The organism is Domibacillus antri, from assembly GCF_001936625.1.
Lineage (GTDB): Bacteria > Bacillota > Bacilli > Bacillales > Domibacillaceae > Domibacillus > Domibacillus antri.
On sequence record NZ_MSDU01000067.1, the window covers coordinates 1 to 25,518 of the forward strand.

A 25,518-nucleotide genomic window follows, 5' to 3' on the forward strand; every position below is an offset into this window, starting at 1 on the left:
TTTTGGGACAGCCCCTTTTTTTAATAAATGGGCTTTCGTTCTTTAATGACGCGTAATGTTTTCAATTCTTCATCTTCCGGTCCCTGTACGGGAAGACCGGCTGCTACATTTTCTTGCACGTAGCGCAAATTTTCTTCCGTAATAATTTCGCCAGGAATGAAAATGGGAATGCCCGGCGGATAGACCATCATAAACTCTGCTATAATACGGCCTGCTGACTCCTTAAGCGGGACTTTTTCTGTCTCGGCATAAAAAGCCTCGCGCGGTGACAGAGCGAGCAGCGGGATATCGGGAAGCATTACGTGGGCATATCTTGACTGAACGGTGTCACTGAATGTGGCTGCCATTTCTGTCAGAGCCTGAATAAGCAACGCGCAGTCCTCTTCTGCATCACCTGGTGTAATGATACAAAGAATGTTATATAGATCACTTAACTCCACTTCGATATTATATTGTTCACGAAGCCACTTTTCTGCATCATGTCCGCTGATACCAAGATTTTTTACGGAAATAATCAATTTGGTCGGATCGTAATCATAGGTTGCTTTCGAACCGAGAATTTCCGATCCTGCGCAGTAGAGATGATCGATTTTGTTAATTTTTTTACGAGTATCTTCCGCAAGTTTAATCGCTTCTCCAATAATTTCACGCCCATTTACCGCTAAATGCTTGCGTGCCGTGTCCAATGAAGCGAGAAGGATATAGGATGTAGATGTCGTTGTTAACATGCTTAAAATAGACTGTACGCGATTAACCGTTATAAGCCCGTCACGGACGTTTAAAATCGAGCTTTGGGTCATAGATCCGCCCAGCTTGTGAACGCTCGTAGCGGCGATGTCAGCACCTGCCTGCATCGCTGACATCGGCAGATCATCGTGGAAGTGAATATGAACGCCGTGCGCTTCATCGACGAGCACCGGCACGTTAAAAGAATGCGCCGTATCGACAATTTGCTTTAAGTCGCCTGCAATGCCGAAATAAGTAGGATTAATAACGAGAACCCCTTTTGCATCAGGATGCTCTGTTAAAGCACGTTTAACGGATTCTGTTGTCATTCCGTGTGAAATACCGAGATCTTTGTCGATTTCCGGATGAATAAAAATGGGAACAGCGCCGGAAAAAACAATCGCGGTCATAATGGATTTATGAACGTTGCGCGGTACAATAATTTTCTCTCCGGGACCGCAGACGGCCATAATCATGGTCATGATGGCACCGCTTGTTCCTTGCACCGAGAAGAAAGTGTGATCAGCACCAAATGCTTCTGCAGCAAGCTGCTGTGCTTCTTTAATAATGCCATGCGGCTGATGCAGGTCATCAAGCGGTGCGATGTTAATTAAATCGATGGATAACGCATTTTCACCGATGAATTCTCTGAAAACGGGATCCATCCCTTTTCCTTTTTTATGTCCTGGTATATGAAACTGAACGGGGTTCTTTTTCGCATGTTTGAGAAGCCCGTCAAATAATGGTGTGTTGTGTTGTGACAACGCATCTTCCACCTCTTTCTAAAATGTTCGCTAAAACAAATGAATTATAGCACTTTGATGGTGTGTTGCATAGAAAAATTCGTATACATTTCGTGTCAAAAAAACAAGGGTTTTAAATGTTAGAAAACGAATAAAATAAAGTGAGGTGAATTGAATGGAATATTCATATCCATTTCGGACAGATTGGTCGACGCAGGAAGTGATCGACGTCGTTTCTTTTTTTGAGGCAGTGGAAAATGTGTATGAGAAGGGAATGAACCGTGAAGCATTTATGGACCGTTACCGCCGGTTTAAAGAAATTGTTCCCGGCAAAGCAGATGAAAAACGAATCTGCGATGAATTTGAAGAAGTGAGCGGCTACTCTTCATACCGCGCTGTTCAAAAAATGAAGCAAGCAACTGAAAATGTCCATGTTCGGATGTAAAAGAGAACCCGTTTTGCACGAAAGCAAAACGGGTTTTTTCTTCATTATTATTGATACGCCAGTTTGTATAACGGAATGAGCGTTTCAAATGTTTCTTTCGCTAACATATAAAATTTATCCCCGTCCTGCAAAATCGGGTCATCGGCTGATATATGACGCCCGATGAGAAATTCAGCTTTTTTCACGTCACGGAAACGCTCAAGTGATTTTTTTAAATCAATTTCGCCAAATGAAGCAGCCTCTTTTTTCATATGATCTAACGAAATAACATAATCATTCGGAATATTTTTTTTCATGATGTCCATATTTGCTAAAAACGTTTTTGCCATGTCTGTTTTGTTTGGCAGCTCATATATAAACGCCAGCCAAATAAAAACGTGATCATCAAATAAGCCGATTTGAAAATGCGGGTGCTGCTTGTAGCCGCGCTTATTTCCTGCAATGGCAAGCCACGTATCATTGGGCGGGTTCACTTTCCGCCGCGCGTGCTTGGCGATGTGCAAAAACATTTCATTTCCGAGCATTGCGGAAAGGTCGTCTGTCAAAACGCTGCCGATTGCTTTGAACTTCGGCTGGATTCGCTCTTGAATCGCCGTCATTCTGTCGTCAAGACCTTCCAATTTAAACGTGTCGAAATCGTTTTGTGTAAATCCATTGAATTGCATTTGTTAAAAGTCCTTTCCTGTGCTTTATCACTGTATTTTTTGTATTCTAACCTTTATCTGTCTCTTCATCTTACCATAGTACAGATGAATGGAAAAACTTGATAACCTTGATTAATTAGGTTAATGTAAAAAAAACTGAACCGACATCTGAGCGGTGAGCGGGAGGGAAGCAGCATGACAAACTGGACGGCAATAGATGAAACAGTCAAACAATGGATTCAAGAAGCGGGCGCTTTAATCAGAGACTCTTTTTATCATTCGCTCAGCATTCAGTCGAAGTCGAATCCAAATGATTTAGTGACGAATATGGATAAAGAAACAGAGCGTTTTTTTATCAGCAATATCAGAACATATTATCCCGATCATTTTATTATAGGAGAAGAAGGGCAGGGGGATTTTGTTCAAACGCTGGACGGCGTTGTCTGGATAATTGATCCGATTGACGGCACCATGAATTTTGTACATCAGCAGCGCAATTTTGCGATATCGATCGGCATTTATGAAAATGGGATCGGCCGGCTCGGATACATATATGATGTTGTGAATGATGAGTTATATTATGCGCGGAAGGGAGAAGGCGCATGGATGAATGATGTGCCGCTCAAAAAATTAAAGCCGGTGCCCGTTGAAGAGTCGATTGTCGGAATCAGTTCCACATGGCTCGTTAATAATCGTCATTTTGATCAAAATAAGCTAATTGCACTCGCTAAAAAAGTGCGCGGCACACGTTCATACGGTTCCGCTGCGCTTGAGCTGGCCTATGTCGCGTCCGGGAGGCTCAGCGCTTATATTACGATGCGAAATGCCCCATGGGACTTTGCGGGAGGGAAGATCATTGTCGAAGAAGCAGGCGGTGTTGTCAGCCGGCTTGACGGAACCGAACTGAATATGCTGAAAATCAATCCTGTATTTGCTTGTGCACCGGGCTTGCACGGACAAATTTTAGAGGAGTATTTAAAATAAAAAAACGGAAAGACAGTCAATCTGTCTTTCCGTTTTTTTATAAACGTCCTGCACGGCGCATTTTTGCTTTATATGAAAATCCGAACCCCATGACACCAAAAAGAAGAACGATTGAAAGAACGGCACCGATCCAGCTTTGTTCACCGATTGCCACGCCCATGCCGATCATACATAAAGCAGCAAGGACCGCGAATCCAAGAAACGGCCATTGAATGTTAGGCATTTTGCCAGCCCCCTTTTTCTCTATTGTAGTATAAGCGGTTCTTTTTTTGCAACGTGCGTTTTTTCCAAATAGGCAGCGTGCAAAGTGTGTGATATAATAATTCAGTTAATGGAAACCGCATATGACGAAGTTTCTAGAAAAGGCAGGAGGAAATAGTTTGAAAACAAGAAACGATTTACGGAACATCGCGATTATCGCCCACGTTGACCACGGGAAAACAACACTCGTTGATCAGCTTCTCAAACAATCAGGTATTTTTCGTTCAAACGAGCATGTAGAAGAGCGGGCGATGGACTCGAATGACCTTGAACGGGAGCGCGGGATTACGATCTTGGCAAAAAATACCGCGATTCAATATAAAGACACAAAAATCAACATTCTCGATACTCCGGGACATGCGGATTTTGGCGGCGAAGTCGAAAGGATCATGAAAATGGTTGATGGTGTTCTTCTCGTTGTCGATGCATATGAAGGCTGCATGCCGCAAACGCGATTCGTGCTGAAAAAAGCGTTGGAACAAAATTTGCGTCCAATCGTTGTCGTCAATAAAATTGACCGTGATTTTGCCCGTCCGGAAGAAGTTGTCGATGAAGTGCTTGAATTGTTCATCGAGCTTGATGCGAATGATGAGCAGCTCGAATTCCCGGTTATTTACGCATCAGGTATTAACGGAACAGCAAGTACAACGGCAGAAAAGCAGGATGAAAACATGGAAGCCCTTTATGAAGCCATCATTGAGCATATTCCTGCTCCTATTGATAACAGCGATGAACCGCTTCAATTCCAAATTGCCCTGCTGGACTATAATGATTACGTTGGCCGTATCGGGATCGGCCGTATTTTCCGCGGCGAAATGGAAGTCGGCCAGTCGGTTGCTCTCATGAAACTTGACGGAACGGTAAAACAATTCCGCGTCACAAAAATGTTTGGTTTCCTTGGTTTGAAACGGATTGAAATTGAAAAGGCAAAAGCAGGAGACCTTGTTGCGGTATCCGGAATGGAAGACATTAACGTTGGTGAAACGGTGACACCAGTAGACCATCAGGAAGCACTGCCGGTTCTTCGCATTGATGAGCCGACACTTCAAATGAACTTTTTAGTCAACAACAGTCCATTTGCCGGTCGTGAAGGGAAATTTGTAACTGCGCGTAAAATTGAAGAGCGTCTTCATGCGCAGCTTGAAACAGATGTCAGCCTCCGCGTTGAAAACACAGCTTCTCCTGATGAATGGATCGTTTCTGGCCGCGGTGAACTGCACTTGTCGATTTTAATCGAAAATTTGCGCCGTGAAGGATTCGAACTTCAAGTGTCAAAACCTCAGGTGATCATTCGTGAAATTGACGGTGTGAAATGTGAACCGATTGAACGCGTCCAAATTGATGTTCCGGAAGAATATACAGGCGCAGTTATTGAATCATTAGGCTCACGCAAAGGTGAAATGCTGGACATGGTGAACAACGGGAACGGACAAGTCCGTCTGCTGTTCATGGTGCCGGCTCGTGGATTAATTGGCTATACGACTGAGTTTTTAACGATGACACGGGGTTACGGTATCATCAACCATACGTTTGACAGTTACCAGCCAATGCAAAAAGGCCGGATCGGCGGACGCCGGCAAGGGGTTCTTGTGTCGCAGGAAACAGGGAAAGCATCCACTTATGGTATTATGGGTGTTGAAGACCGCGGAATTATCTTTGTGGAAGCGGGAACGGAAATTTATGCGGGAATGATCGTCGGTGAACATACACGCGATAATGACTTAACGGTTAATATCGCGAAGACGAAGCAGGCGACAAATGTCCGCTCAGCGAACAAAGATCAGACGGCTACAATGAAAAAACCAAGAATTATGTCGCTTGAAGAAGCACTTGAATACTTGAACGATGATGAGTATTGTGAATTAACACCGGAATCCATTCGTCTCCGCAAAAAAATTCTCGATAAGAGTGAGCGCGAGCGGGCAGCGAAAAAGAAAAAGCAGGACGAAGTATAATAAGCAGGAGGGATAAGTGTGGAAGAAGGACTGGAACACGTCAGTCCGCTTCTTGGCGTACTCATTGAAGCGGTCGGTGTTGAAGCAGCTGTCTACATTTACTGGGGGATTTTAATTGCCCTTTCCATTCTCGTTTACAATCTCGGGTTTGCGAAAAAACTAAAAATGTGGCAGAACGTTATTATTTACATTTCACTTGCCATTGGATCACTGCTGCTTTTAATTCTGTCTTACCAGCTGCCGGTCGTTGAGAGTCTTATCGTAGCGGCGCTCGTACTCGGCACGTATAAATTCAGATTGAAAAAGCATCAAAAAGAAGAGAATATGCAATAATAAAAAAAGCGGAAGGCGCTCATGCCCTCCGCTTTTCTTTTTGTCCATATAAGCCTAAAACAAAGGCGTATAAAAGGTGGCCGGCTGTCCAATAGAAAAAAGCCTGCATATCATTAGCAAGTGCAGTGGGTTTGATTGCAAGTATGGAAAGGGGAAAATATAACAGCACTGCAGGGAACGTGACGATCAGGGCTATGGTATACGGCCTTCCAAATTGCTGGTGCAGGATAAAAAAAACGGCGGCAATCATATAGGAAATGATCAGGTGAAAGAGAAATTCAACCCACTCGGGCCAATTTACACGATTGAAATACGGAATAAAATCGACATTTAACAACAGTGTGTACACCTTTTTGCCTGTTGATGTTTCAATCCATTTTAAAAAAATTCCGAGAGCAAAGCCCGATAGAGCACCGCTGATAAAAATAGGTTTTATTGAAGCCAATCTTTTTGTTTGCCTGAGCGGTAGACAAAAAATTGTCCGGTGCTGATGCGTTTCAATGTTTTATCCGCAATGCGTATGCGGCATTCATCGCACATATAGGTGTGAATGGGGCGGTTGCGCAGTTTTTTGGCAGCCGGCAGACTGTCTTCAATCGTTTCAATTTTATCGCAAATAATACATTTAACTCTCATAGAGGACCTCCGGAAGGTTTTTTCACTCAGTATAACATGAACGGCGGCAGATTGCTTTTTTAATAGATAAGGAAGGTATTTACGGGTATAATGGAATAAAAAGCTAAAGGAGCTGTCTGTTTGGCTAATCGAAATGAGCAGTATTTACTCCCTGATTTATTTGAGGCGCTGCAGCGGGAACAGTTCGCCATACTCTCAACTGTGGATGCAGATACCGGGGCTCCATTTATTAATGCGATTTCCTGGTTTTTTGCAGCGGATGAAAAAACCATCCGCCTTGCGGTAGACAGCCGATCCAGAATCATTGAAAATATTAACAAAAACTCTCTTGTCTCTATTGCGGTTTTTGCGGCGGATTCCACTTACTCAATCAGCGGAAGCGCCCGCATTGCAGCTGCACGATTAGAAGGTGTTCCGCTAAAAGTATCGATGATTGAAGTGGGCATCAAAGAAGTTCGAGATGTAATGTTTTATGGATCGAAAATGGCGGCGGTGCCCGTATATGAAAAAACGTATGATTTACAGGCGGCAGAAAAACTGGATCGTCAAGTGATGACCGCCCTGAAAAAAGGGGTTTCAAGTTAGAGAAAATGTGCTTTAACCATGTAAGGAGACGGAAGTAAAGTGAGATTAGTCGCTGTGTCCACGATCAAAGAAAACGTAACGTTAGCTGAAAATGTGTTTAATAATCAAGGGAAGGTGTTGTTAAAAAAAGGAGCTGCTTTGTCACCGCCCATTGTCAGCCGTCTTAGGGCTCTTGGCATTACATATGTGTACATTGAGGACGGGAGAACGGATGATATATTGATCAAGCCGGTTTTGACAGAAGAAACGCGCCGTGCAGCGATACAGATTATGACGGATGCGTTCAGTCAAGTGAAAAAAGATCTTACCTCAAGCTCGCCAATATTTGCATTTCACAAACTGGAGAAGCAATTTTCGTCGGTTGTTCGTGAGATCATCAGTCAAATACGTGATCGGAAAGAAGCGATTGACCTTCTGACCCATTTGTATGCACACGATGATTATGTGTTCAGCCACTCGCTCAATGTCACGGTCTATACGCTGGCGTTAAGCATGAAATTGAAAAATTTAACGCCGAAGCAGACGGAAGATATCGGTCTAGGTGCAATGCTTCATGACGTCGGAAAAATGATGATTCCGGCTGCGATTTTAAAGAAACCGGATCGGCTGACACAAGAAGAATTTGAGATTGTCAAAAAACATACAGAGTATGGCTTTGAACTGCTTCGAAAAGAGCATAATTTACCTTTGACAGCCGCGCATTGTGCACTGCAGCATCATGAACGGATCAACGGGTCCGGTTATCCGCGCGGTTTAAAAGGAAATGAAATTCATATTTTCGGGAAGATTGTCGGGGTAGCGGACGTTTACGATGCAGTTACATCAAACCGTGTATACCGTAAAGCGATGCTTCCGCATGAAGGAATGGAGATCTTATATGCCGGGGCCGGTACGGAATTTGAAAAAGAGCATGTTGAAATGTTCCGGAAGGCCATTGTTATGTACCCGACCGGTTTAACAGTCTGGCTCAATGACGGGAGAAAAGGGATTGTCGCCGGACAAAACGAACATGTCAGCGACCGTCCTCTGTTGCTGATTTTAGAAGAAAACGGAGAAGATATTCAAGATCCGTATGAGGTGGATATGTCAGCTCATCAAACGCTGTTTATTATTGAAACAGATACAACTTTATCCGGTCATTAAAATAAGCCTTCCGCATCGGAAAGGCTTATTTCAGTCGAGACGGATCGCCGTTACATGTGTAATCGGGCTGTCGAGGTTTGATCCGTCTTTCAGCAAAATATGGACTGGACCGTCTTCACGGAGCGGCTTTCCTTTATTCGAAAAGGCCATAATCAGTGAATCAGCCTCTTCGATCGGAAAAGAATGCTCACCTTTTTCTGTTTCGATCACTAAATGAGACGCATCTTCCTCAGGTTCTGCATTTTTTAAAAACGGAGTGAGCGGGACACCGAATGAACCTGTAAGCACTTTCTCTTTTTCATATTTTTTTTCTGATTGAATGGTCGGAGGGAAAATAGCCCCTTCGCGAATTTCCTTTTCCCAAAATTTCGACATGCTTTTTGTGTATTCTTCGTCAGGGTCTGTGTCCGTCTGACTTAATTCGGCAAAATAAGTATCAAGATCAATCCGGCGGTCGTCGAAAATCCATACCCCCGGGTCAAGCGTAACGGGAAATGCGACCTTCCCTTTAAACGGGATAATTTGCTCCATGAAAGAAGCCTCCTTTAAATGTGCTATGTATAAATGTAAGTATACAGTGAATTTTTCGTGTTGTCAGTGCCCGTATTAAAATTCCTTGCAAATTGCCCGTATTAACGATAAAATCTTTTAATATATAGTGATTCCATTCTTGGAACAGGGGGAGAAATAATGGCATCTGAAATGAAAATAGACCATCGGGAAAAAGCCTACTCTCTGTTGCAGGCGGATGCGGAAAAGATTTTGCGTCTCATCAAAGTTCAAATGGACAACTTAACGATGCCGCAATGTCCTCTTTACGAGGAAGTGCTTGACACTCGAATGTACGGCTTATCCCGTGAAATAGATTTCGCCATTCGTCTTGGGCTGGTGGATGAAGTGGACGGCAAGAAGCTCATCGATTCGCTTGAACAGGAACTGTCCGCTCTGCACGAAGCGTCCGTAGACAGGTAAACAGACAGAAAACTCAAACAGCTGTTTGAGTTTTTTTACACTTAAAATGACGTTTGCTTTTCGGTAAGCGCGTGAATGGAAGGTACATATGTGGAAAAGAATGTTGAGATCGTACGATTATTCGCTTATTGCAGCTTTTTTGATTCTCTGCCTATTTGGATTAATGATGATCTACAGTGCAAGCTCGGTGATTGCGGTTCAACGATTTGAAGTAGAAAGCGGCTATTTTTATAACAAGCAAAAATTTCATGTAATTCTCGCATTTTTGTTATTTTGTGCCGCTGCTGTTTTTCCGTATAAAAAATATAAAGCAAAACGCTTTTTGCTGCTCATTACAGGCGGCATGTTTTTAACGCTTTTTTTGCTTTTTGTATTCGGAAGTGTTTCAAATAACGCGCAAAGCTGGCTTCGGCTTGGGACAAGCTCCATACAGCCGTCTGAGTTTTCTAAACTTGTCATCATTATTTATATGGCGGCAGCTTTTTCAAAAAAACAGAAAAATATTAATTCACTAAATTACAGTATTGCCCCTCCGGTTATTGTACTGTTCGTTGTTTGTTTTTTAGTGGCGATCGAGCCGGATTTTGGAACATCCTTTATTATTCTCTTAATCGGGTTGACAATCGTATTGTCATCCGGTATAAAAATGAAAAAGCTTGTAAAATTTGCATTGCTCATTGCGCTCTTTGGTATTTTCTTATCTCCGCTCTTTATATGGCAGAAAGATAATATCTTATCCGAAGAAAGAATGAGCCGGGTGACAAGTTATCTGGATCCTTTTAAGTATGAAGAAGGAGACGGCTATCACCTTGTCAATTCGTACCTGGCGATTGGCTCCGGCGGACTGACTGGTCTGGGACTTGGGCAGAGTGTGCAAAAGCTAGGTTATTTGCCAGAACCGCATACGGATTTTATTATGGCGATTATTGCGGAAGAACTGGGTGTGTTTGGCGTGTTGATTACAATCGGAGGCCTTGCTTTTATCGTTTTAAGGGGATTGCGTACTTCTATGAAATGCACAGACCCTTTCGGCACAATGCTGGCAGTCGGTATTTCATCCATGATTGGCATTCAATCTTTTATTAACCTCGGCGGCGTTTCTGGCGTTATTCCGATTACCGGTGTACCGCTGCCGTTCATCAGCTACGGAGGGTCATCGCTTATTCTGCTCTCCATTTCAATGGGTATCCTGGTAAACATCTCCATGCATACGAAGTACGAGAAGAATTACAATTCATAAGTGTGTAAAATAAAAAGGTTCAATTCGCTGAACCTTTTTATATATATATATTTTTATCAACTTAACAGGGGAGAGATGAAGATGAAAAAAATCAGCAAAGTGCTGGTGGCGAACAGGGGAGAAATCGCGATCCGCGTATTCCGTGCCTGCACCGAATTACATATCCGAACGGTTGCTGTCTACTCGAAGGAGGACTCCGGTTCCTACCACCGCTATAAAGCAGACGAAGCATACCTTGTTGGAGAAGGAAAAAAACCAATTGATGCGTATCTTGACATCGAAGGCATCATTGAAATTGCAAAACAGGCAGACGTCGATGCGATTCATCCAGGCTATGGTTTTTTATCTGAAAATATTGAATTTGCAAAACGTTGCGAAGATGAAGGCATTATTTTTATTGGCCCAAAATCGGCCCATCTCGACATGTTTGGGGATAAAGTAAAAGCGCGTACACAGGCCATTAATGCAGATATTCCGGTTATCCCGGGTTCTGATGGTCCTGTAAACAGCCTTGAAGATGTCATCGCATTCGGTAAACAGCATGGTTTTCCAATTATCATTAAAGCATCATTGGGCGGCGGCGGCCGCGGCATGCGGATTGTGCAGAACATTGAAGAAGTACGTGAGGCGTATGACCGGGCAAAATCGGAAGCGAAAGCGGCATTCGGTAATGACGAAGTGTACGTTGAAAAATTCGTTCAAAATCCGAAACATATCGAAGTGCAGATTATCGGCGACCATGAAGGCAATATCGTTCATCTATACGAGCGCGACTGTTCCGTGCAGCGGCGCCATCAAAAAGTAGTCGAGGTAGCCCCGGCTGTATCGATTTCTGAAGATCTGCGCGACCGTATTTGCGACGCAGCAGTGAAGCTGATGAAAAATGTTGACTATTTGAATGCCGGCACGGTTGAATTTTTAACAGCAGGCGATGATTTCTACTTTATCGAAGTGAATCCGCGTATTCAGGTAGAGCATACGATTACTGAATTGATCACAGGCATTGATATCGTTCAGACGCAAATTTTAGTAGCGGAAGGCCATTCATTGCATGATGAAAAAGTCGGCATTCCATCACAGGAAAATATTCGGACAATGGGTTACGCAATTCAATCACGCGTGACGACAGAAGATCCGGAAAATGGTTTTATGCCGGATACTGGCCGTATTATGGCTTATCGTTCAGGCGGCGGTTACGGGGTGCGTTTAGATGCCGGAAACAGCTTCCAGGGTGCGGTCATTACGCCATACTATGATTCTTTACTTGTGAAAGTGTCAACATTTGCAATGACTTTTGAACAGGCTGCATCAAAAATGGTTCGTAATCTACAGGAGTTTCGTATTCGCGGCATTAAGACGAATATTCCATTCCTTGAAAACGTAATGCGCCATAAAGACTTTGTATCCGGCAACTACGATACTTCGTTTATTGACACGACGCCTGAGCTCTTTGTTTTCCCGAAAAAGAAAGACCGTGCAACGAAAATGCTCAACTACATCGGGACGGTCACCATTAATGGATTCCCTGGTGTTGAACAAAAGAAAAAGCCGGTATTCGACACACCTCGTATTCCAAAAGTGAAGCTCTCTGAAAAACCGGCTCGCGGTACGAAACAAATTCTCGATGAACAGGGCGCAGATGGTCTTGTGAACTGGGTAAAAGAACAGAAAGAGGTATTGTTGACAGATACAACAATGCGTGACGCTCATCAATCTCTCCTTGCGACACGTGTGCGTACAAATGATTTGACACATATTGCACCGGCAACAGCCCGTCTGCTTCCTGAACTGTTCTCGATGGAAATGTGGGGCGGTGCGACATTTGACGTAGCGTACCGTTTCTTGAAAGAAGATCCATGGAAACGCTTAGAGACGCTTCGCAAGCAAGTGCCAAATGTGTTATTCCAAATGCTTCTCCGCGCGTCAAACGCAGTCGGCTACAAAAACTATCCGGATAATGTCATCCGTGAATTCGTTCAGCAGTCCGCTGAATCGGGAATCGATGTCTTCCGTATTTTTGACAGCTTGAACTGGGTGAAAGGGATGGAAGTTGCGATTGATTCTGTCCGCCAGTCCGGTAAAATTGCAGAAGCGGCGATTTGCTACACGGGAGACATTGATGATCCGTCCCGTGCAAAATATAACGTGGAATATTACAAGCAAATGGCGAAAGAATTGGAAGCGCAGGGTGCCCATATTCTTGGCATTAAAGATATGGCCGGTTTGTTGAAGCCACAGGCTGCGTACCGTTTAATTTCCGAATTGAAAGAAGCGGTCAATATTCCAATTCACCTTCATACACATGATACGAGCGGCAACGGTATTTACATGTACACGAAAGCGATTGAAGCCGGGGTTGATATCGTCGATACGGCGCTCAGTACGATGGCCGGGCTTACGTCGCAGCCAAGTGCAAACACGCTTCGTTATGCACTTGAAGGTACAGACCGCGCGCCGTCTGTCAGCATTGATTCACTTGAAAAACTATCATACTACTGGGAAGACGTCCGTAAATATTACGCACCGTTCGAAAGCGGTATGCTTGCGCCTCATACAGAAATTTACGAGCACGAAATGCCAGGCGGCCAGTACAGCAATCTTCAGCAGCAGGCAAAAGGTGTCGGCCTTGGCGACCGCTGGGATGAAGTGAAAGACATGTACCGCCGCGTAAACTTAATGTTCGGTGATATCGTTAAAGTAACACCATCTTCAAAAGTTGTCGGCGATATGGCTCTTTTTATGGTGCAAAATGATTTAACGGAAGAAGAAGTCCTTTTAAGAGGGGATAAAATCGACTTCCCGGATTCGGTTATTGAATTGTTTGAAGGCTACCTCGGCCAGCCGGTCGGCGGATTCCCGGAAGAGCTTCAAAATGTTATTTTAAAAGGGAAAAAACCGATTACAGTCCGTCCTGGTGAACTGCTCGCGGATGTCAATTTTGATGAGCTTCGTGAAGAATTGAAGAAAGAAATCGGCGAAGAGCCGACTGATCACGATGTCATTGCGTATGCATTGTATCCGAAAGTATTCACAGACTACGCAAAAGTTGTCGATCAATATGGTGATATTTCCGTCCTTGATACACCGACATTCCTTTACGGTATGCGTTTAGGTGAAGAAAAGGAAATTGAAATTGAAACCGGTAAAACATTGATCGTCAAACTTATTTCTATTGGCCAGCCGCAGTCAGACGGCACACGTGTTGTGTATTTTGAACTGAACGGCCAGCCGCGTGAAGTCATCATTAAAGATGAAAGTATTAAATCAACGGTCAATGCCAAAGTGAAAGCTGATCCGAAAAATGAAGCTCATATCGCGGCCACTATGCCGGGAACAGTGATTAAAGTAATCTCTGAAAAAGGCGAGAAAGTAAAACGCGGTGATCATCTCATGATTACGGAAGCCATGAAAATGGAAACGACCGTTCAGGCGCCATTTGACGGTACGGTAAAAGCTATTCATGTACAAAACGGCGAAGCAATTGCGACAGGCGATCTGCTCGTGGAACTTGAAAAATAAACAGAAATAAACCCCGTCCGATGAGGACGGGATTTTTGCTGTTATTGATTGTTAATTTTGCTTCTGGAAATAAGCAAAATGAAGTAGCAAAGAAGACCGAAAAGGCATGAAATAAATAATGCATGGGCAAGTGCGATATACAAATTTAAATTTGTCCAGATGATAAAAGCGCCCGCAATAACCTGCAGTGAGACGAGAACGAACGCAATCGTCCACCCCCAGTACAAAACACGCTGGTGTTTGTAATGTTTCACGGCAAGGTATGTGATGTACGCAATCCAGATAAAAATAAGGCCGGCTGCTGCCCGGTGGCCCATTTGAATCCACTGGTACATATTCGCTGGAAGGAATGAATGATTTCCACAATGCGGCCATGATCCGCATACCATGCTTGCTTCTGTATGCCGGACTAGAGCACCTGTATACACCACAATATAGCTGTATAGGGTTACGCCGATCGTATGCCATTTCATCCGTTTATCGATCACAATTTTTGATGCGTCAAAACGCTGATCCACTTCAAATATAAGCAGCGTTAACAAAAGAACAGCTGCGAATGAAATCAATGAAATGCCAAAATGAAGGGCTAAAACAAAATCATTTTGTCCCCACAAGACGGCAGCGGCACCGATCAGCCCTTGCAGCACTAAAAAAAAGAAAGACAGGACGGAGAGAAATTTCGTTTCCCGTTTATGTCCGATCAGCCTCCAGGAAGCGATGGAAAGAGCAAGAACAAGAAGACCGACGCCGCCGGAGACAACGCGGTGGGATAGTTCAATAATCGTTTCTATTGTGATATTTTCCGGCACAATTTGTCCGTGGCAAAGCGGCCATTCATTTCCGCATCCGAGACCGGAATCCGTTTTTGTAACGAGAGCCCCTCCAAGCAAGACTAGAAGCATACCAAAAGTGGTCAGGACACCGAGCCATTTTAACCAACCCCGCAATATATTCACCTTCTTCTATGTATATAAACGTATCCGTACATGATCATACAGATATGAGCGCCGCATGGCAACATCTCTCACTGCACATAATGATTATTATCATATAAAAAAGATTCAATGAAAACCAATTGATAGAACGAGACACAAATTCGACAAAATTAGTTCATCATCTGTTCACATAAAAAAGAAAGGATATGATTTAATATGGAATAGACCGCCTATTGTTTTGAAATGTTTTCAAACATAGTGTAGAAAAGCGCGGCTTTATCATTTATAGTAGAAAAGAGAAGCTGAATTACGAGAAAGGGGGGGAAAAGGTGTCTCGTGCCGCAACAACGATGGATAAAACGAATGTGCCGGAAACGACAGCGATGAAAGATTTTATGGCACTCATTAAAATCGGCATCGTGAATTCCAATTTGATAACGGTTTTTACTGGTATGTGGCTGGCTTTTGTCATGAATGATGTCCCGTTCCTGGCCAATTTTGATACCATTGCTTTTACGCTGCTTGGTTCGGCATTAATCATTGCCGGGTCGGCAAGTTTGAACAATTACATAGACAGGGACATTGATCCGCTGATGGAGCGGACAAAAGCACGGCCTACTGTGACAGGGAAAATCAGCTATTCAAAAGTGTTAATGATAGGACTTGCGCTCGTCATTACCGGATCAGCGCTTTTATTTTTGACAACGTTCACAGCAGGCGTGATCGGAATTATCGGTATCTTAAGCTATGTCGTTTTATATTCGATGTGGTCAAAGCGCCGTCACGTAAGCAACACGGTGGTCGGCAGTTTATCCGGTGCTGTTCCGCCGTTAATCGGCTGGGCTGCGGTAGATCCGACACTCGATGTACTTGCCTGGATGATGTTTTTAATCATGTTCATTTGGCAGCCGCCGCATTTTTATGCGCTTGCCATGAAGCGCAGCGAAGAATACGGCAGAGCCGGGATACCAATGCTGCCGACTGTGAAAGGGTTTGCTGTCACCAAGCGTCATATGCTGGTCTGGACGCTGCTGCTGCTGCCGCTCCCGTTTTTTATGACGGATCTTGGCGCTGCATTTGTTACATTGGCTACTCTTTTAAACATTGGCTGGGTGGCGCTTGCGCTGTCAGGGTTTAAAACAAAGGATGATTTGAAGTGGGCAAAATACATGTTTGTATATTCACTTCAGTATTTAACAATAACATTTGTTGCAATGGTCATTGTGACAGTTATTTAACAAAGGGAATTCTTTCTTTTTGAAGAAATCCATATATACGCACTGTTTTTAGAAATTCATACGAAAGAGGGGTAGTAATAAGCTATGAAACAGAAGCTAACAAAATGGCGTCTTTTGACGGTTTTTGGCCTGCTGACGCTCGTTCTGTCTGGCTGTGGTGAACCATTTCTTTCAACGTTGATTCCAGCTGGTGAAGCGGGTCAAATCGCATACGATCTCATGATTTTGAGTACCGTGATCATGGTTGGTGTTGTCATCGTTGTATCGATTATGTTTGCTGTTGCTGTCATTAAGTTCCGCCGCAAAAAAGGCGATGAATCCATTCCAAAACAGGTTGAAGGAAGTCACGTATTAGAGATCGTATGGACGGTCATTCCAATCCTCCTTCTCATCATTTTGGCGATTCCAACGGTTATCGCAACCTTTGATCTTGCCGATACGAAAGCAATGGATAAAAAGAATGAAGACGGTACAACAGATGCACTTGTTGTAAACGTACGTGCAAGTTTGTACTGGTGGGAATTTGAATATCCGAATGAAGGCATTATTACAAGTCAGGATCTTGTTGTTCCAACCGATCAAAAAGTGTATTTCAGCGTAAAAGCATCCGATGTAAAACATTCATTCTGGATTCCGGCTGCAGGCGGAAAAATTGATACGAATGTCGATAACATCAATAAAATCTGGCTCGAATTTGATAATGAAAAAGCGGCTGAAGCCGGCAATATTTTCTACGGTAAATGTGCTGAGCTTTGCGGACCGTCTCATGCATTGATGGACTTTAAAGTAAAAGCGATTCCGCAGGATGAATTTGATCAATGGGTTACGGCTATGCAGTCTGTTGAAGAATCAACACCAACAGATCCAGAAGCGGCTGCAGGTCAAGAAATCTTTAATCAAAAATGTTTAAGCTGCCACGCTGTAACGGCTGCTGATGAACGTCCGGAACAAGCACGTCTTGCACCAAACCTCACAAACTTTGGGGATCGTGAGCTTGTCGCCGGTATTCTTGAACATAATGAAGAAGAAGTGAAAAACTGGCTGGCTGATCCTGAAAAGTATAAGCCAGGCAACAAAATGACAGGCACATATGGCGAATTGTCTGATCAGGAACTTGATCAGCTTGCTGCTTATTTGATGGGTCTCAAAGTAGAACAATAATTTACTGAAACGCCAAAAAGGAGGTAAAACCGTTGAGTACCATTGCACAAACGCAAAAACGGGGATTTGCCGGTACAGTTTGGGAATACTTAACGACAGTTGATCATAAGAAAATCGCAATCCTTTATTTAATCGCCGGAGGTTTCTTCTTCCTTATCGGCGGTATTGAAGCGATGATGATTCGTATTCAGCTGGCTGTACCAAACAATGATTTTGTCAGTGCCGGTCTATTTAATGAAATTATTACAATGCACGGTACGACGATGATTTTCCTGGCAGCAATGCCGCTTTTATTTGCTTTTATGAATGCGGTTATGCCGCTTCAAATCGGTGCGCGTGACGTTGCGTTCCCGTTCATTAATGCATTAGGATTCTGGCTGTTCTTTTTCGGCGGTCTGTTCTTGAACCTTTCATGGTTTTTAGGAGGAGCACCGGATGCCGGCTGGACGTCGTATGCATCTTTATCACTTGCATCAGAAGGACACGGAATTGATTTTTACGTGCTTGGTCTGCAAATTTCCGGTTTTGGTACATTGATGGGGGGAATTAACTTCCTTGTTACAATCATCAATATGCGCGCACCGGGAATGACATACATGAGAATGCCGCTGTTCACATGGACAACTTTTGTAGCATCAGCGCTGATTCTTTTTGCCTTTCCTCCGCTTACAGTCGGTTTATTCATGATGATGTTTGACCGTATGTTCGGATCTGGTTTCTTTGATGTAGCAATGGGAGGAAACACCATCATCTGGGAGCATTTCTTCTGGATTTTTGGTCACCCGGAAGTATACATTCTTATTTTGCCGGCGTTTGGTATTTTCTCGGAAATATTCCCAACGTTTGCACGAAAACGTTTATTCGGATACTCTTCAATGGTATTCGCTACCGTTTTAATCGGTTTCCTTGGTTTCATGGTATGGGCTCACCATATGTTTACAACGGGTATGGGTCCAATTGCCAACGCGATTTTCGCTGTTGCGACAATGGCGATTGCTGTACCAACAGGTATTAAAATCTTTAACTGGATTTTAACGATTTGGGGCGGAAGTATTCAATTTACCGTTCCGATGATTTATGCGATTTCGTTTATTCCATCTTTCGTTATGGGTGGGGTAACGGGGGTTATGCAGGCTGCTGCTCCTGCCGATTACCAGTTCCATGACAGTTACTTTATCGTTGCCCACTTCCACTATGTTATTGTCGGTGGGATCGTGCTTGCTCTTTTAGCGGGCTGTCATTTCTACTGGCCGCTTATGTTCGGTACAATGCTGAGCGAAAAACTAGGGAAAGTAACGTTTGCATTATTCTTTACCGGTTTCCATTTAACGTTCTTTATCCAGCATTTCCTTGGTCTTATGGGGATGCCGCGCCGTGTTTGGACATTCCTTCCGGGACAGGGTCTGGAAACAGGAAACTTAATCAGTTCCATTGGTGCTGCATTTATGGCGGCAGGCGTGATTATCTTCTTATTTAACGTTGTAATGACACAGGTGAAAAATGTACAGGTTGGCAAGGACCCGTGGAAAGACGGACGTACACTGGAGTGGGCGATCCCATCACCAACACCATTTTACAACTTTAAGCAGCTTCCGCTTGTACGTGGTTTAGATGCATACTGGATTGAAAAATTGGAAGGCAAAACGGAAATGACTCCTGCTGAACCAGTGGGCGACATTCATATGCCGAACAACTCATTCGTTCCTTTTGTGATTTCACTTGGTTTATTCATTGCCGCATTTGGTGCAATGTATCAAGTGGATGATAAAGCGTGGGCGATTCCAGTCTTGATTATCGGTATGGGTGTTACGTTCGGAGCAATGCTTTTCCGTTCGATCAAAGATGATCACGGTTACCACATTCATAAAGAAGATTTACTTGATGATGCTGACAAGGGAGGGACACGATAATGGCAGCTGAAGAAAAATTCACTCCGCAGACGTGGCCTGCGTCACCTGAACAGGCGACCTTGGAAGGCAAAAATAAGTTTTTAGGTTTCTGGTTTTTCCTCGGCGGAGAAACTGTATTGTTTGCTTCTCTATTTGCTACGTATTTGGCGTTAAAAGACAGTGTACCAAGCGATTCACATGCAAAAGCGGCGGATCTGTTCGAACTTCCGCTTGTGTTCCTAATGACTATGCTTCTTTTGACAAGTTCATTAACATCCGTATTTGCGATGTATCATATGAAGAACTATAACTTCAAAAAAATGCAGCAATGGCTATTCATTACAGTTGCGCTTGGTCTGGGCTTCCTTGCTTGTGAAATTTATGAGTTCATTCATTATTACCATGCGTATGAACATACGTTTACAAGCAGTGCATTCGGTTCTGCTTTCTACACGCTCGTTGGTTTTCACGGAGGTCACGTTATCTTCGGTCTTGGCTGGATTATTACGTTGATGATCCGCAATGCGAAGCGCGGCTTGAACCTTTATAATGCACCGAAGTTTTATCTTGCAAGCTTATACTGGCATTTTATCGATGTCGTGTGGGTGTTCATCTTTACGGTCGTATACTTAATGGGAATGGTGGGATAACGGATGGCGAATTTACAACCGAATTCAAATAATCCTAAAGTTGACTACGAATACCGCCGTAAAAAAAGTGCAGAAGAAATGAGAATGCAGGTCGTTACATTTACGTTGATGATTTTCTTTACGGTCATCGCGTTTGCAGCAGTAGGCGCAGGTTTTTCTAAATGGTTCATTATTCCGTTTGTCCTGCTTCTTGCTGTCGTTCAGGTTGCATTCCAGCTCTATTATTTTATGCATATGAGTCATAAAGGGCATGAAGCTCCACAGCTTTTCATGTGGTCAGGCGTCATCGTAGCGTTCCTTACGATTCTTGCTTTTTTGACAATTATTTGGTGGTAAGAAAGAAAAGTGTTTCCTTTTTATAGGAAGCACTTTTTTTCTGTCATGAACTTGTCAATACATATCGTTGTATGATGTATTTTTGCACGTTATAATGGATAGAGCATCAAAACAAACATTGAGGTGAAATAAAATGATGCCCATTGGAATTTTTGGTTTTCAGGCTCTCTGGAGTCCTTTCTTTATTGTAATCCTTTTGATTTTAACTGTGCTTTTTTTCTTCATGACAGTAAAATGGAGAAAAAATTTCTCTGTCAGTGAGCCGTTGACAAAACGACAGGCTGTCCTTTTTTTAGTCATGATCGGCATCCTTTATGCTGTCAAAGGATCTCCACTTGATTTAATGGGACACATTATGATGACCTATCATATGATTCAGATGGCGGTTTTATATTTAATTGTGCCGCCGCTGTTAATTAAAGCGATTCCGTGGTGGGTATGGAAATCAGTCATTGAACGGCCGGGAATCCGTCCAATCTTTTCATTTGCGACACGTCCGCTGATCGCACTGATTTTCTTTAATGGTTTATTTTCGTTTTACCACATTCCGCTTATTTTCGATTTCATTAAAATGAGTGGAACACTGCATAGCCTATATACGGTTGTTTTGTTCTTTTTTGCAATTTTCATGTGGTGGCCGCTCGTGAATGAACAGCCGGAAGGACGATCATTGAGTGGTTTGAAAAAAATCGGCTACATTTTTGCGGATGGTATTTTATTAACACCGGCCTGTGCCTTAATTATTTTTGCTTCGACACCGCTGTATGCAACCTATTCAGATGCGTCGATGTGGTTAAAGGCGATGGAATTGTGCGTACCTGTTTCCACGTTATCAGGCTTAAATTTAAGTGGTCCTGAACTGTTTTCAAATATGCCGGTTGTGGAAGATCAGCAGCTTGGCGGAGTTATTATGAAAATTATACAGGAAATTGTATATGGCGTTGTATTAGCGCAAGTGTTCTTTGAATGGTTCCGTAAAGAACAGGAGCAAGGTGATGCCATTACGGAAGCGGAACTTGCCCGTCATAATGAATCCTTGTCATAAAAAAAGAAGGAGGCGGGTGAACCGCTTCCTTTGTCACATACATAACGGAAGTGAGGAATCTTCATGTCGTTACCGATTTTGCCGACGCTCAGCACGATGTTTATCGCCTTAAGCGCGATCACAGTGGCGATTGGCTGGATACAAATTAAGCAGAGGAAAATTGAACAGCATAAAAAAACGATGCTGCTTGCAGGCGTTTTTGCGCTCAGCTTTTTTATCATTTATGTCAGCCGGACACTTTTCATTGGCAATACCGCGTTCGGCGGACCAGAAAATATTAAATTGTATTATACCATTTTTCTTATCTTTCACATTTGCCTGGCGACGACCGGTGCTGTGTTCGGTATTGTTTCGATTGTGAGCGGGTTGAAAAACAATTTAATTCGTCATCGTAAGATTGGCCCTTATACGAGTGTTATCTGGTTTTTTACCGCGATAACGGGTATTGCTGTATACCTGCTGTTATACGTTTTTTATAAAGGCGGTCCGACAACATCTGTGTTTAAGGCAATTCTCGGTTCATGAAAAAAGCTTTCCCCCTTTGAAGGGGGAAAGCTTTTTTCAGCCGACAAAATGTGCCGTTTCCGTTTTAATATCCGCCAAAAGCTTTTCGCACGTTTTGACAAGTGATTCCGGATAGTATTCATCATCACCGTATTCAACACCGTGCGGGTAATAATGCTTGCCTAGAAGCGGCGTCATCAATTCAATAACGGCATCATCCGCGCCGATATCACCCTGTACAGCAAAACCGAATACGCGCAGATAATAAACGCCTTCTTTTAATTCAAATTTGCGATCGTATGTAACACGCTCATAATCCCACTGACCGGCAAGCACGAATCCGTGCTCTTCCATAATATACGTGAGGCGGTTTAAATCGATTTGTGTTTTTTCAAGACCTGTATTCTCAAATTTCATGAAAAAAGTTCCCTCCTGCCATTCCGTCATGTTTTTTGCTTCATAATCCATAATAGTCGAAATTACGCTTTCATGCAATGCGTCTCAATTGATTGTCCGTGACAATTTTGAAAAGTTTAAAGCGAATGATATACTGATGGAAGATAAGTCGACGTGTCAGTCTACGAAGGAGGAGATCTTCTGCGTTCGGTTTTTAAAATATTAATTGTTTTTTTAATGATCATGCTGGCAGGCATGTATGCAGATAAAGCGCTGGATGAACGGGATATAGATACGACACCTGAAACGCCGCCTGTCAACAGCGGTCAGGTGGACCCGGTAAAAGAAATAACAGCCGAAGAAGCACCGGAGTCCGGGGCAGGTTCCTTTATTGGAAAATCAGCCGGGAAATTAGTAAATGAATACGGCCAGCCTGTGCGGAAAGAACCATCCGCTTATGGATATGAGTGGTGGGTGTATCATGCTGGAGAAGCGTATTTTCTTGCGGGTGTAGAAAATAACCATGTGGTGACCGTTTACGCGACAGGAGAAATGGATACCTCGCCATTTACATTGGGTATTTCCTCCAATGAAATTTTCCGCTCCCGCTATCCTGAAACCGAAATCGTGGTCAATGCGAACGACAGTTATTACCGATTTGAACTTTCAGAGGAAGACTTGAATGTCCGTCCTCTCGTGCCGGTCGGTTCTTTTTATGCACAGTTGTATATTGATCAGTTTTCAGGTACTCTTTCTGCCGTTCGTTTTATGTCGAAAGAGGTACTGCTTAAAGTGCAGCCATATGAATTAGTGTATCAGGGAACATTGCCGAAAGTGCAGCCGCCGGAGCAGTCGGAATGGGTGCATATTGAAAACGGAAGTGAGCAGCAGCTTTACGAGATCACGAATGTCATCAGAAGCCGATTCGGTTTATCTTCACTTGAATGGAACCCGGATGCTGCAGAAGCGGCGAAAAATCACAGCAAAGATATGTTTGATGCTGGTTATTTCGATCATGAGTCCCCTCAATTCGGGGATCTCGAAGAACGTCTTAAAAAGGCGGGAGCTGTGTATGGGACAGCAGATGAAAATATCGCGGCCAACTATATCGACGCGCCCGCTGCTATGGAAGGATGGCTTAATTCACAGGAACATCGGGAAGTATTGCTCAGTGAATCATTCTCCGCACTTGGCACAGGTGTTTACCGGAAACATTACACACAAAACTTTACCGGTGAATGATCTTATATGGTAAAATAAGTTGATGGAGGTGCATCTCATGATTGCAGCAACGATGGAACTCATCAATGTCGCTGATGCAGCGGACGAACTGGGAGAAATGATCCTCCAGTCTGAAACGGCTGCTAAGTACCGTGATTGCTATAATGAACTATATACAAACGAATCGGTAAGACGAAAAATTTTCGCGTTTAGCCGATTAAAGGATCAATACGAAGATGTGCAGCGGTTTGGCCGCTACCATCCTGATTATAAAAAAATTATGCTTGAGACGCGGCAGGCAAAGCGTGAGATGGATATGGATGAATATGTCGCCGCGTTTAGACGAGCGGAAACCGAGCTGCAGCAGCTGCTGGATGACGTGAGTCTTTTAATCGCCCGTTCGGTTTCTGAACAAGTTAAAGTACCGGGAGCGGGATCTATTTTCTCAAGCGGATGCGGAAGCTGCGGCAGCGGTGGATCGTGCGGGTGCTCCGCATAAAAAATACATTGCCGGAGGGCGGATTATGTTAACGGAACGACAGGCGTTAATCGTATGGCTTCACTCACTTAAGCCGGCTAAATCATTGCGTAAATATGGGAATGTGCATTACGTATCGAAGAAGATGAAATATGCCGTGCTCTATTGCAATGAGTCAGAATCGGCGGCGCTTGCTGAGAAGCTTGACACATTTTCATTTGTGAAAAAAGTGGATTTTTCAGAGAAGCCATTTTTAAAAGTGGACTATGAAAATTCACGGCCGGATAAAGCAAAAGAATACGATTATAAAATCGGTGTATAAAAAGAGAGTCTGTCTTCATGACAGACTCTCAGACTGTAGACAAACTCGAAGAAATTCGAGTTTGCCTGCAGTCTTTTTGTTTTTTACAATAGAAATCAGACATTTTGGCTGAGGTGATAGAAAATGATGACGAGAAACAATCAGAACGAGAGCAGCTAGAAGTGATTGCACTGGACCAGCTGGTGCCGCAGGACCACCTTGTGCGGAAGCTGGAGGCAGCGATTGATCTTTCCTTCATTTATCCATTGGTTGAATATTTGTATTCGAAACTTGGGCGTCCAAGTATAGACCCGGTTGTCCTGTTTAAGATGACCTTTATTCAGTATGTATTTGGCATCCGATCCATGCGCCAAACGATTAAGGAAATCGAAACGAATGTGGCGTACCGGTGGTTTCTCGGATTCGGCTTCTATACAGAGATTCCCCATTTCTCCACCTTCGGCAAGAACTATGAGCGACGCTTCAAGGACACGGATGTCTTTGAGCAGATTTTCTACCGCATTCTAAAAGAGATTGCGGACCAAGGGCTGCTCAGTGCCGACCACGTCTTTATTGACTCTACACATGTGAAGGCAAGCGCGAATAAGCGCAAACTTGAAAAGAAAGTGGTGCGCAAGGAGAGATATGGCGCTACACAACAACCACGAAGGAAGGATACCGCCAGTACAAGTCTGATCCAATGGTGTGTGCGGGCTGCCCGCTGCTGGCACAGTGTACGCAAAGCCAGAGCCATCAGAAGATGATTCAGCGCCACCTGTGGGAGGACGACATTGAAGAGGCGAACCACCTTCGCTATACACCAGAAGTCAAAGAAATTTATGCGCGGCGCAAGGAAACGATCGAGCGGGTCTTTGCCGATGCGAAAGAAAAGCATGGCATGCGATGGACAACCCTAAGGGGGCTTAAAAAATTGTCCATGCAGGCGATGCTGACTTTTGCTGCCATGAATTTGAAGAAGCTGGCCTGCTGGACATGGAAAGGTCCGACAGCGGCCTAAAATGAGGCATACGCACAGGATATAAAGGCCAAAAATAGATCTTTTCTATTCGTTTTGAGACCAGTTCCCAATAAAATCTCATAAAAAATTGAAAAGGGACTTGGAATGAGGCCATTCCAAGTCCCTTTTGTCTACAAGCTGTCATTTCCGAGTTTAAAAT

Annotated in this window: 27 protein-coding genes and 1 pseudogene; 20 read left to right on the plus strand and 8 right to left on the minus strand. The window is 43.6% G+C overall.

Translation table 11 applies throughout. The features are described 5' to 3' along the window. Window positions 1-20: 20 nt before the first annotated feature. Entirely contained in the window at window positions 21-1,490 is a 1,470-nt protein-coding gene (locus BTO30_RS16375; protein ID WP_075399763.1) for an aminotransferase class I/II-fold pyridoxal phosphate-dependent enzyme, read from the minus strand. Window positions 1,491-1,644: 154 nt separating this feature from the next. Between BTO30_RS16375 and BTO30_RS16380 the strand changes: the two genes are divergently transcribed. Further along, a complete protein-coding gene (locus BTO30_RS16380; protein WP_075399764.1) occupies window positions 1,645-1,914 on the plus strand; it encodes a UPF0223 family protein in 270 nt (89 codons plus the stop codon). A gap of 47 nt (window positions 1,915-1,961) precedes the next feature. On the opposite strand, the gene BTO30_RS16385 is transcribed toward BTO30_RS16380, so the two are convergent. Then, complete coding sequence (locus BTO30_RS16385) at window positions 1,962-2,579, minus strand: YktB family protein (RefSeq protein ID WP_075399765.1); 618 nt, start codon at window positions 2,577-2,579, stop codon at window positions 1,962-1,964. Window positions 2,580-2,753: 174 nt separating this feature from the next. On the opposite strand from BTO30_RS16385, the gene BTO30_RS16390 reads away from it, so the two are divergent. Further along, complete coding sequence (locus tag BTO30_RS16390) at window positions 2,754-3,542, plus strand: inositol monophosphatase family protein (RefSeq protein ID WP_075399766.1); 789 nt, start codon at window positions 2,754-2,756, stop codon at window positions 3,540-3,542. A 37-nt stretch (window positions 3,543-3,579) separates the two neighbouring features. On the opposite strand, the gene BTO30_RS16395 is transcribed toward BTO30_RS16390, so the two are convergent. Continuing rightward, window positions 3,580-3,765, minus strand: coding sequence for a YlaF family protein (locus BTO30_RS16395; RefSeq protein WP_075399767.1), 186 nt, complete (start codon window positions 3,763-3,765; stop codon window positions 3,580-3,582). Window positions 3,766-3,922: 157 nt separating this feature from the next. Between BTO30_RS16395 and typA the strand changes: the two genes are divergently transcribed. Next, on the plus strand, window positions 3,923-5,758 hold the full coding sequence (gene typA / locus BTO30_RS16400; protein WP_075399768.1) for a translational GTPase TypA: 1,836 nt from the start codon (window positions 3,923-3,925) through the stop codon (window positions 5,756-5,758). Between the two features lie 63 nt (window positions 5,759-5,821). Continuing rightward, window positions 5,822-6,091, plus strand: a complete 270-nt coding sequence (locus tag BTO30_RS16405; protein ID WP_425429477.1) for a YlaH-like family protein — start codon at window positions 5,822-5,824, stop codon at window positions 6,089-6,091. A gap of 19 nt (window positions 6,092-6,110) precedes the next feature. On the opposite strand, the gene BTO30_RS16410 is transcribed toward BTO30_RS16405, so the two are convergent. Next, window positions 6,111-6,428, minus strand: a complete 318-nt coding sequence (locus BTO30_RS16410; protein WP_245796553.1) for a hypothetical protein — start codon at window positions 6,426-6,428, stop codon at window positions 6,111-6,113. Window positions 6,429-6,523: 95 nt separating this feature from the next. Then, complete coding sequence (locus tag BTO30_RS16415; RefSeq protein ID WP_075399769.1) at window positions 6,524-6,727, minus strand: YlaI family protein; 204 nt, start codon at window positions 6,725-6,727, stop codon at window positions 6,524-6,526. A gap of 120 nt (window positions 6,728-6,847) precedes the next feature. On the opposite strand from BTO30_RS16415, the gene BTO30_RS16420 reads away from it, so the two are divergent. Both BTO30_RS16420 and BTO30_RS16425 read left to right on the plus strand, forming a co-directional pair. Beyond that, window positions 6,848-7,312, plus strand: coding sequence for a pyridoxamine 5'-phosphate oxidase family protein (locus BTO30_RS16420; RefSeq protein WP_075399770.1), 465 nt, complete (start codon window positions 6,848-6,850; stop codon window positions 7,310-7,312). A 39-nt stretch (window positions 7,313-7,351) separates the two neighbouring features. After that, window positions 7,352-8,455 (plus strand): HD-GYP domain-containing protein, encoded by a 1,104-nt coding sequence (locus tag BTO30_RS16425; protein WP_075399771.1) that lies wholly within the window; start codon window positions 7,352-7,354, stop codon window positions 8,453-8,455. Window positions 8,456-8,485: 30 nt separating this feature from the next. Here BTO30_RS16425 and BTO30_RS16430 read toward each other — a convergent pair whose 3' ends face one another. Then, the gene (locus BTO30_RS16430) at window positions 8,486-8,986 is read right to left on the minus strand and encodes a hypothetical protein (protein ID WP_075399772.1); all 501 of its coding nucleotides are present in this window, start codon (window positions 8,984-8,986) and stop codon (window positions 8,486-8,488) included. A gap of 159 nt (window positions 8,987-9,145) precedes the next feature. Here BTO30_RS16430 and BTO30_RS16435 point away from each other — a divergent pair, with 159 nt between their 5' ends. From BTO30_RS16435 to pyc, 3 genes are all read left to right on the plus strand, one after another. Further along, a complete protein-coding gene (locus BTO30_RS16435; protein ID WP_075399773.1) occupies window positions 9,146-9,427 on the plus strand; it encodes an Fpa/YlaN family protein in 282 nt (93 codons plus the stop codon). 100 nt (window positions 9,428-9,527) lie between these two features. Further along, a complete protein-coding gene (locus BTO30_RS16440) occupies window positions 9,528-10,667 on the plus strand; it encodes an FtsW/RodA/SpoVE family cell cycle protein (RefSeq protein WP_245796555.1) in 1,140 nt (379 codons plus the stop codon). 81 nt (window positions 10,668-10,748) lie between these two features. Continuing rightward, window positions 10,749-14,186 carry a pyruvate carboxylase gene (gene pyc, locus BTO30_RS16445; protein WP_211272858.1) on the plus strand — a complete coding sequence of 1,146 codons (3,438 nt, stop codon included), beginning with the start codon at window positions 10,749-10,751 and terminating at the stop codon, window positions 14,184-14,186. Window positions 14,187-14,227: 41 nt separating this feature from the next. Here pyc and BTO30_RS16450 read toward each other — a convergent pair whose 3' ends face one another. After that, window positions 14,228-15,133 (minus strand): COX15/CtaA family protein, encoded by a 906-nt coding sequence (locus BTO30_RS16450; RefSeq protein WP_075399776.1) that lies wholly within the window; start codon window positions 15,131-15,133, stop codon window positions 14,228-14,230. Window positions 15,134-15,471: 338 nt separating this feature from the next. On the opposite strand from BTO30_RS16450, the gene cyoE reads away from it, so the two are divergent. The 7 genes from cyoE (at window position 15,472) to BTO30_RS16485 (ending at window position 21,965) form a co-directional block, all read left to right on the plus strand. Continuing rightward, a complete protein-coding gene (cyoE, locus tag BTO30_RS16455; protein WP_075399786.1) occupies window positions 15,472-16,359 on the plus strand; it encodes a heme o synthase in 888 nt (295 codons plus the stop codon). An 84-nt stretch (window positions 16,360-16,443) separates the two neighbouring features. Further along, window positions 16,444-17,520, plus strand: a complete 1,077-nt coding sequence (gene coxB, locus BTO30_RS16460) for a cytochrome c oxidase subunit II (RefSeq protein WP_075399777.1) — start codon at window positions 16,444-16,446, stop codon at window positions 17,518-17,520. Window positions 17,521-17,552: 32 nt separating this feature from the next. Continuing rightward, complete coding sequence (gene ctaD, locus BTO30_RS16465) at window positions 17,553-19,430, plus strand: cytochrome c oxidase subunit I (protein ID WP_075399778.1); 1,878 nt, start codon at window positions 17,553-17,555, stop codon at window positions 19,428-19,430. Beyond that, the gene (locus tag BTO30_RS16470) at window positions 19,430-20,059 is read left to right on the plus strand and encodes a cytochrome (ubi)quinol oxidase subunit III (RefSeq protein WP_075399779.1); all 630 of its coding nucleotides are present in this window, start codon (window positions 19,430-19,432) and stop codon (window positions 20,057-20,059) included. Before ctaD ends, BTO30_RS16470 begins: the two co-directional genes overlap by 1 nt. A gap of 3 nt (window positions 20,060-20,062) precedes the next feature. Beyond that, window positions 20,063-20,395 carry a cytochrome c oxidase subunit IVB gene (gene ctaF / locus BTO30_RS16475; RefSeq protein ID WP_075399780.1) on the plus strand — a complete coding sequence of 111 codons (333 nt, stop codon included), beginning with the start codon at window positions 20,063-20,065 and terminating at the stop codon, window positions 20,393-20,395. Between the two features lie 136 nt (window positions 20,396-20,531). Next, entirely contained in the window at window positions 20,532-21,440 is a 909-nt protein-coding gene (ctaG, locus tag BTO30_RS16480) for a cytochrome c oxidase assembly factor CtaG (protein ID WP_075399787.1), read from the plus strand. Between the two features lie 63 nt (window positions 21,441-21,503). Further along, on the plus strand, window positions 21,504-21,965 hold the full coding sequence (locus BTO30_RS16485; RefSeq protein ID WP_075399781.1) for a DUF420 domain-containing protein: 462 nt from the start codon (window positions 21,504-21,506) through the stop codon (window positions 21,963-21,965). A 36-nt stretch (window positions 21,966-22,001) separates the two neighbouring features. Here BTO30_RS16485 and BTO30_RS16490 read toward each other — a convergent pair whose 3' ends face one another. Next, window positions 22,002-22,361 (minus strand): YugN family protein, encoded by a 360-nt coding sequence (locus tag BTO30_RS16490; protein WP_075399782.1) that lies wholly within the window; start codon window positions 22,359-22,361, stop codon window positions 22,002-22,004. Window positions 22,362-22,514: 153 nt separating this feature from the next. Here BTO30_RS16490 and BTO30_RS16495 point away from each other — a divergent pair, with 153 nt between their 5' ends. From BTO30_RS16495 to BTO30_RS16510, 4 genes and pseudogenes are all read left to right on the plus strand, one after another. Continuing rightward, complete coding sequence (locus BTO30_RS16495) at window positions 22,515-23,582, plus strand: CAP domain-containing protein (protein ID WP_083632488.1); 1,068 nt, start codon at window positions 22,515-22,517, stop codon at window positions 23,580-23,582. Window positions 23,583-23,619: 37 nt separating this feature from the next. Next, window positions 23,620-24,060: a YlbF/YmcA family competence regulator gene (locus tag BTO30_RS16500; RefSeq protein ID WP_143332004.1), complete on the plus strand. Its 441-nt coding sequence runs from the start codon at window positions 23,620-23,622 to the stop codon at window positions 24,058-24,060. 25 nt (window positions 24,061-24,085) lie between these two features. Then, on the plus strand, window positions 24,086-24,361 hold the full coding sequence (locus BTO30_RS16505) for a YlbG family protein (protein ID WP_075399783.1): 276 nt from the start codon (window positions 24,086-24,088) through the stop codon (window positions 24,359-24,361). A gap of 116 nt (window positions 24,362-24,477) precedes the next feature. Continuing rightward, window positions 24,478-25,358: pseudogene (locus BTO30_RS16510) on the plus strand (transposase). The last annotated feature ends 160 nt before the right edge of the window (window positions 25,359-25,518 follow it).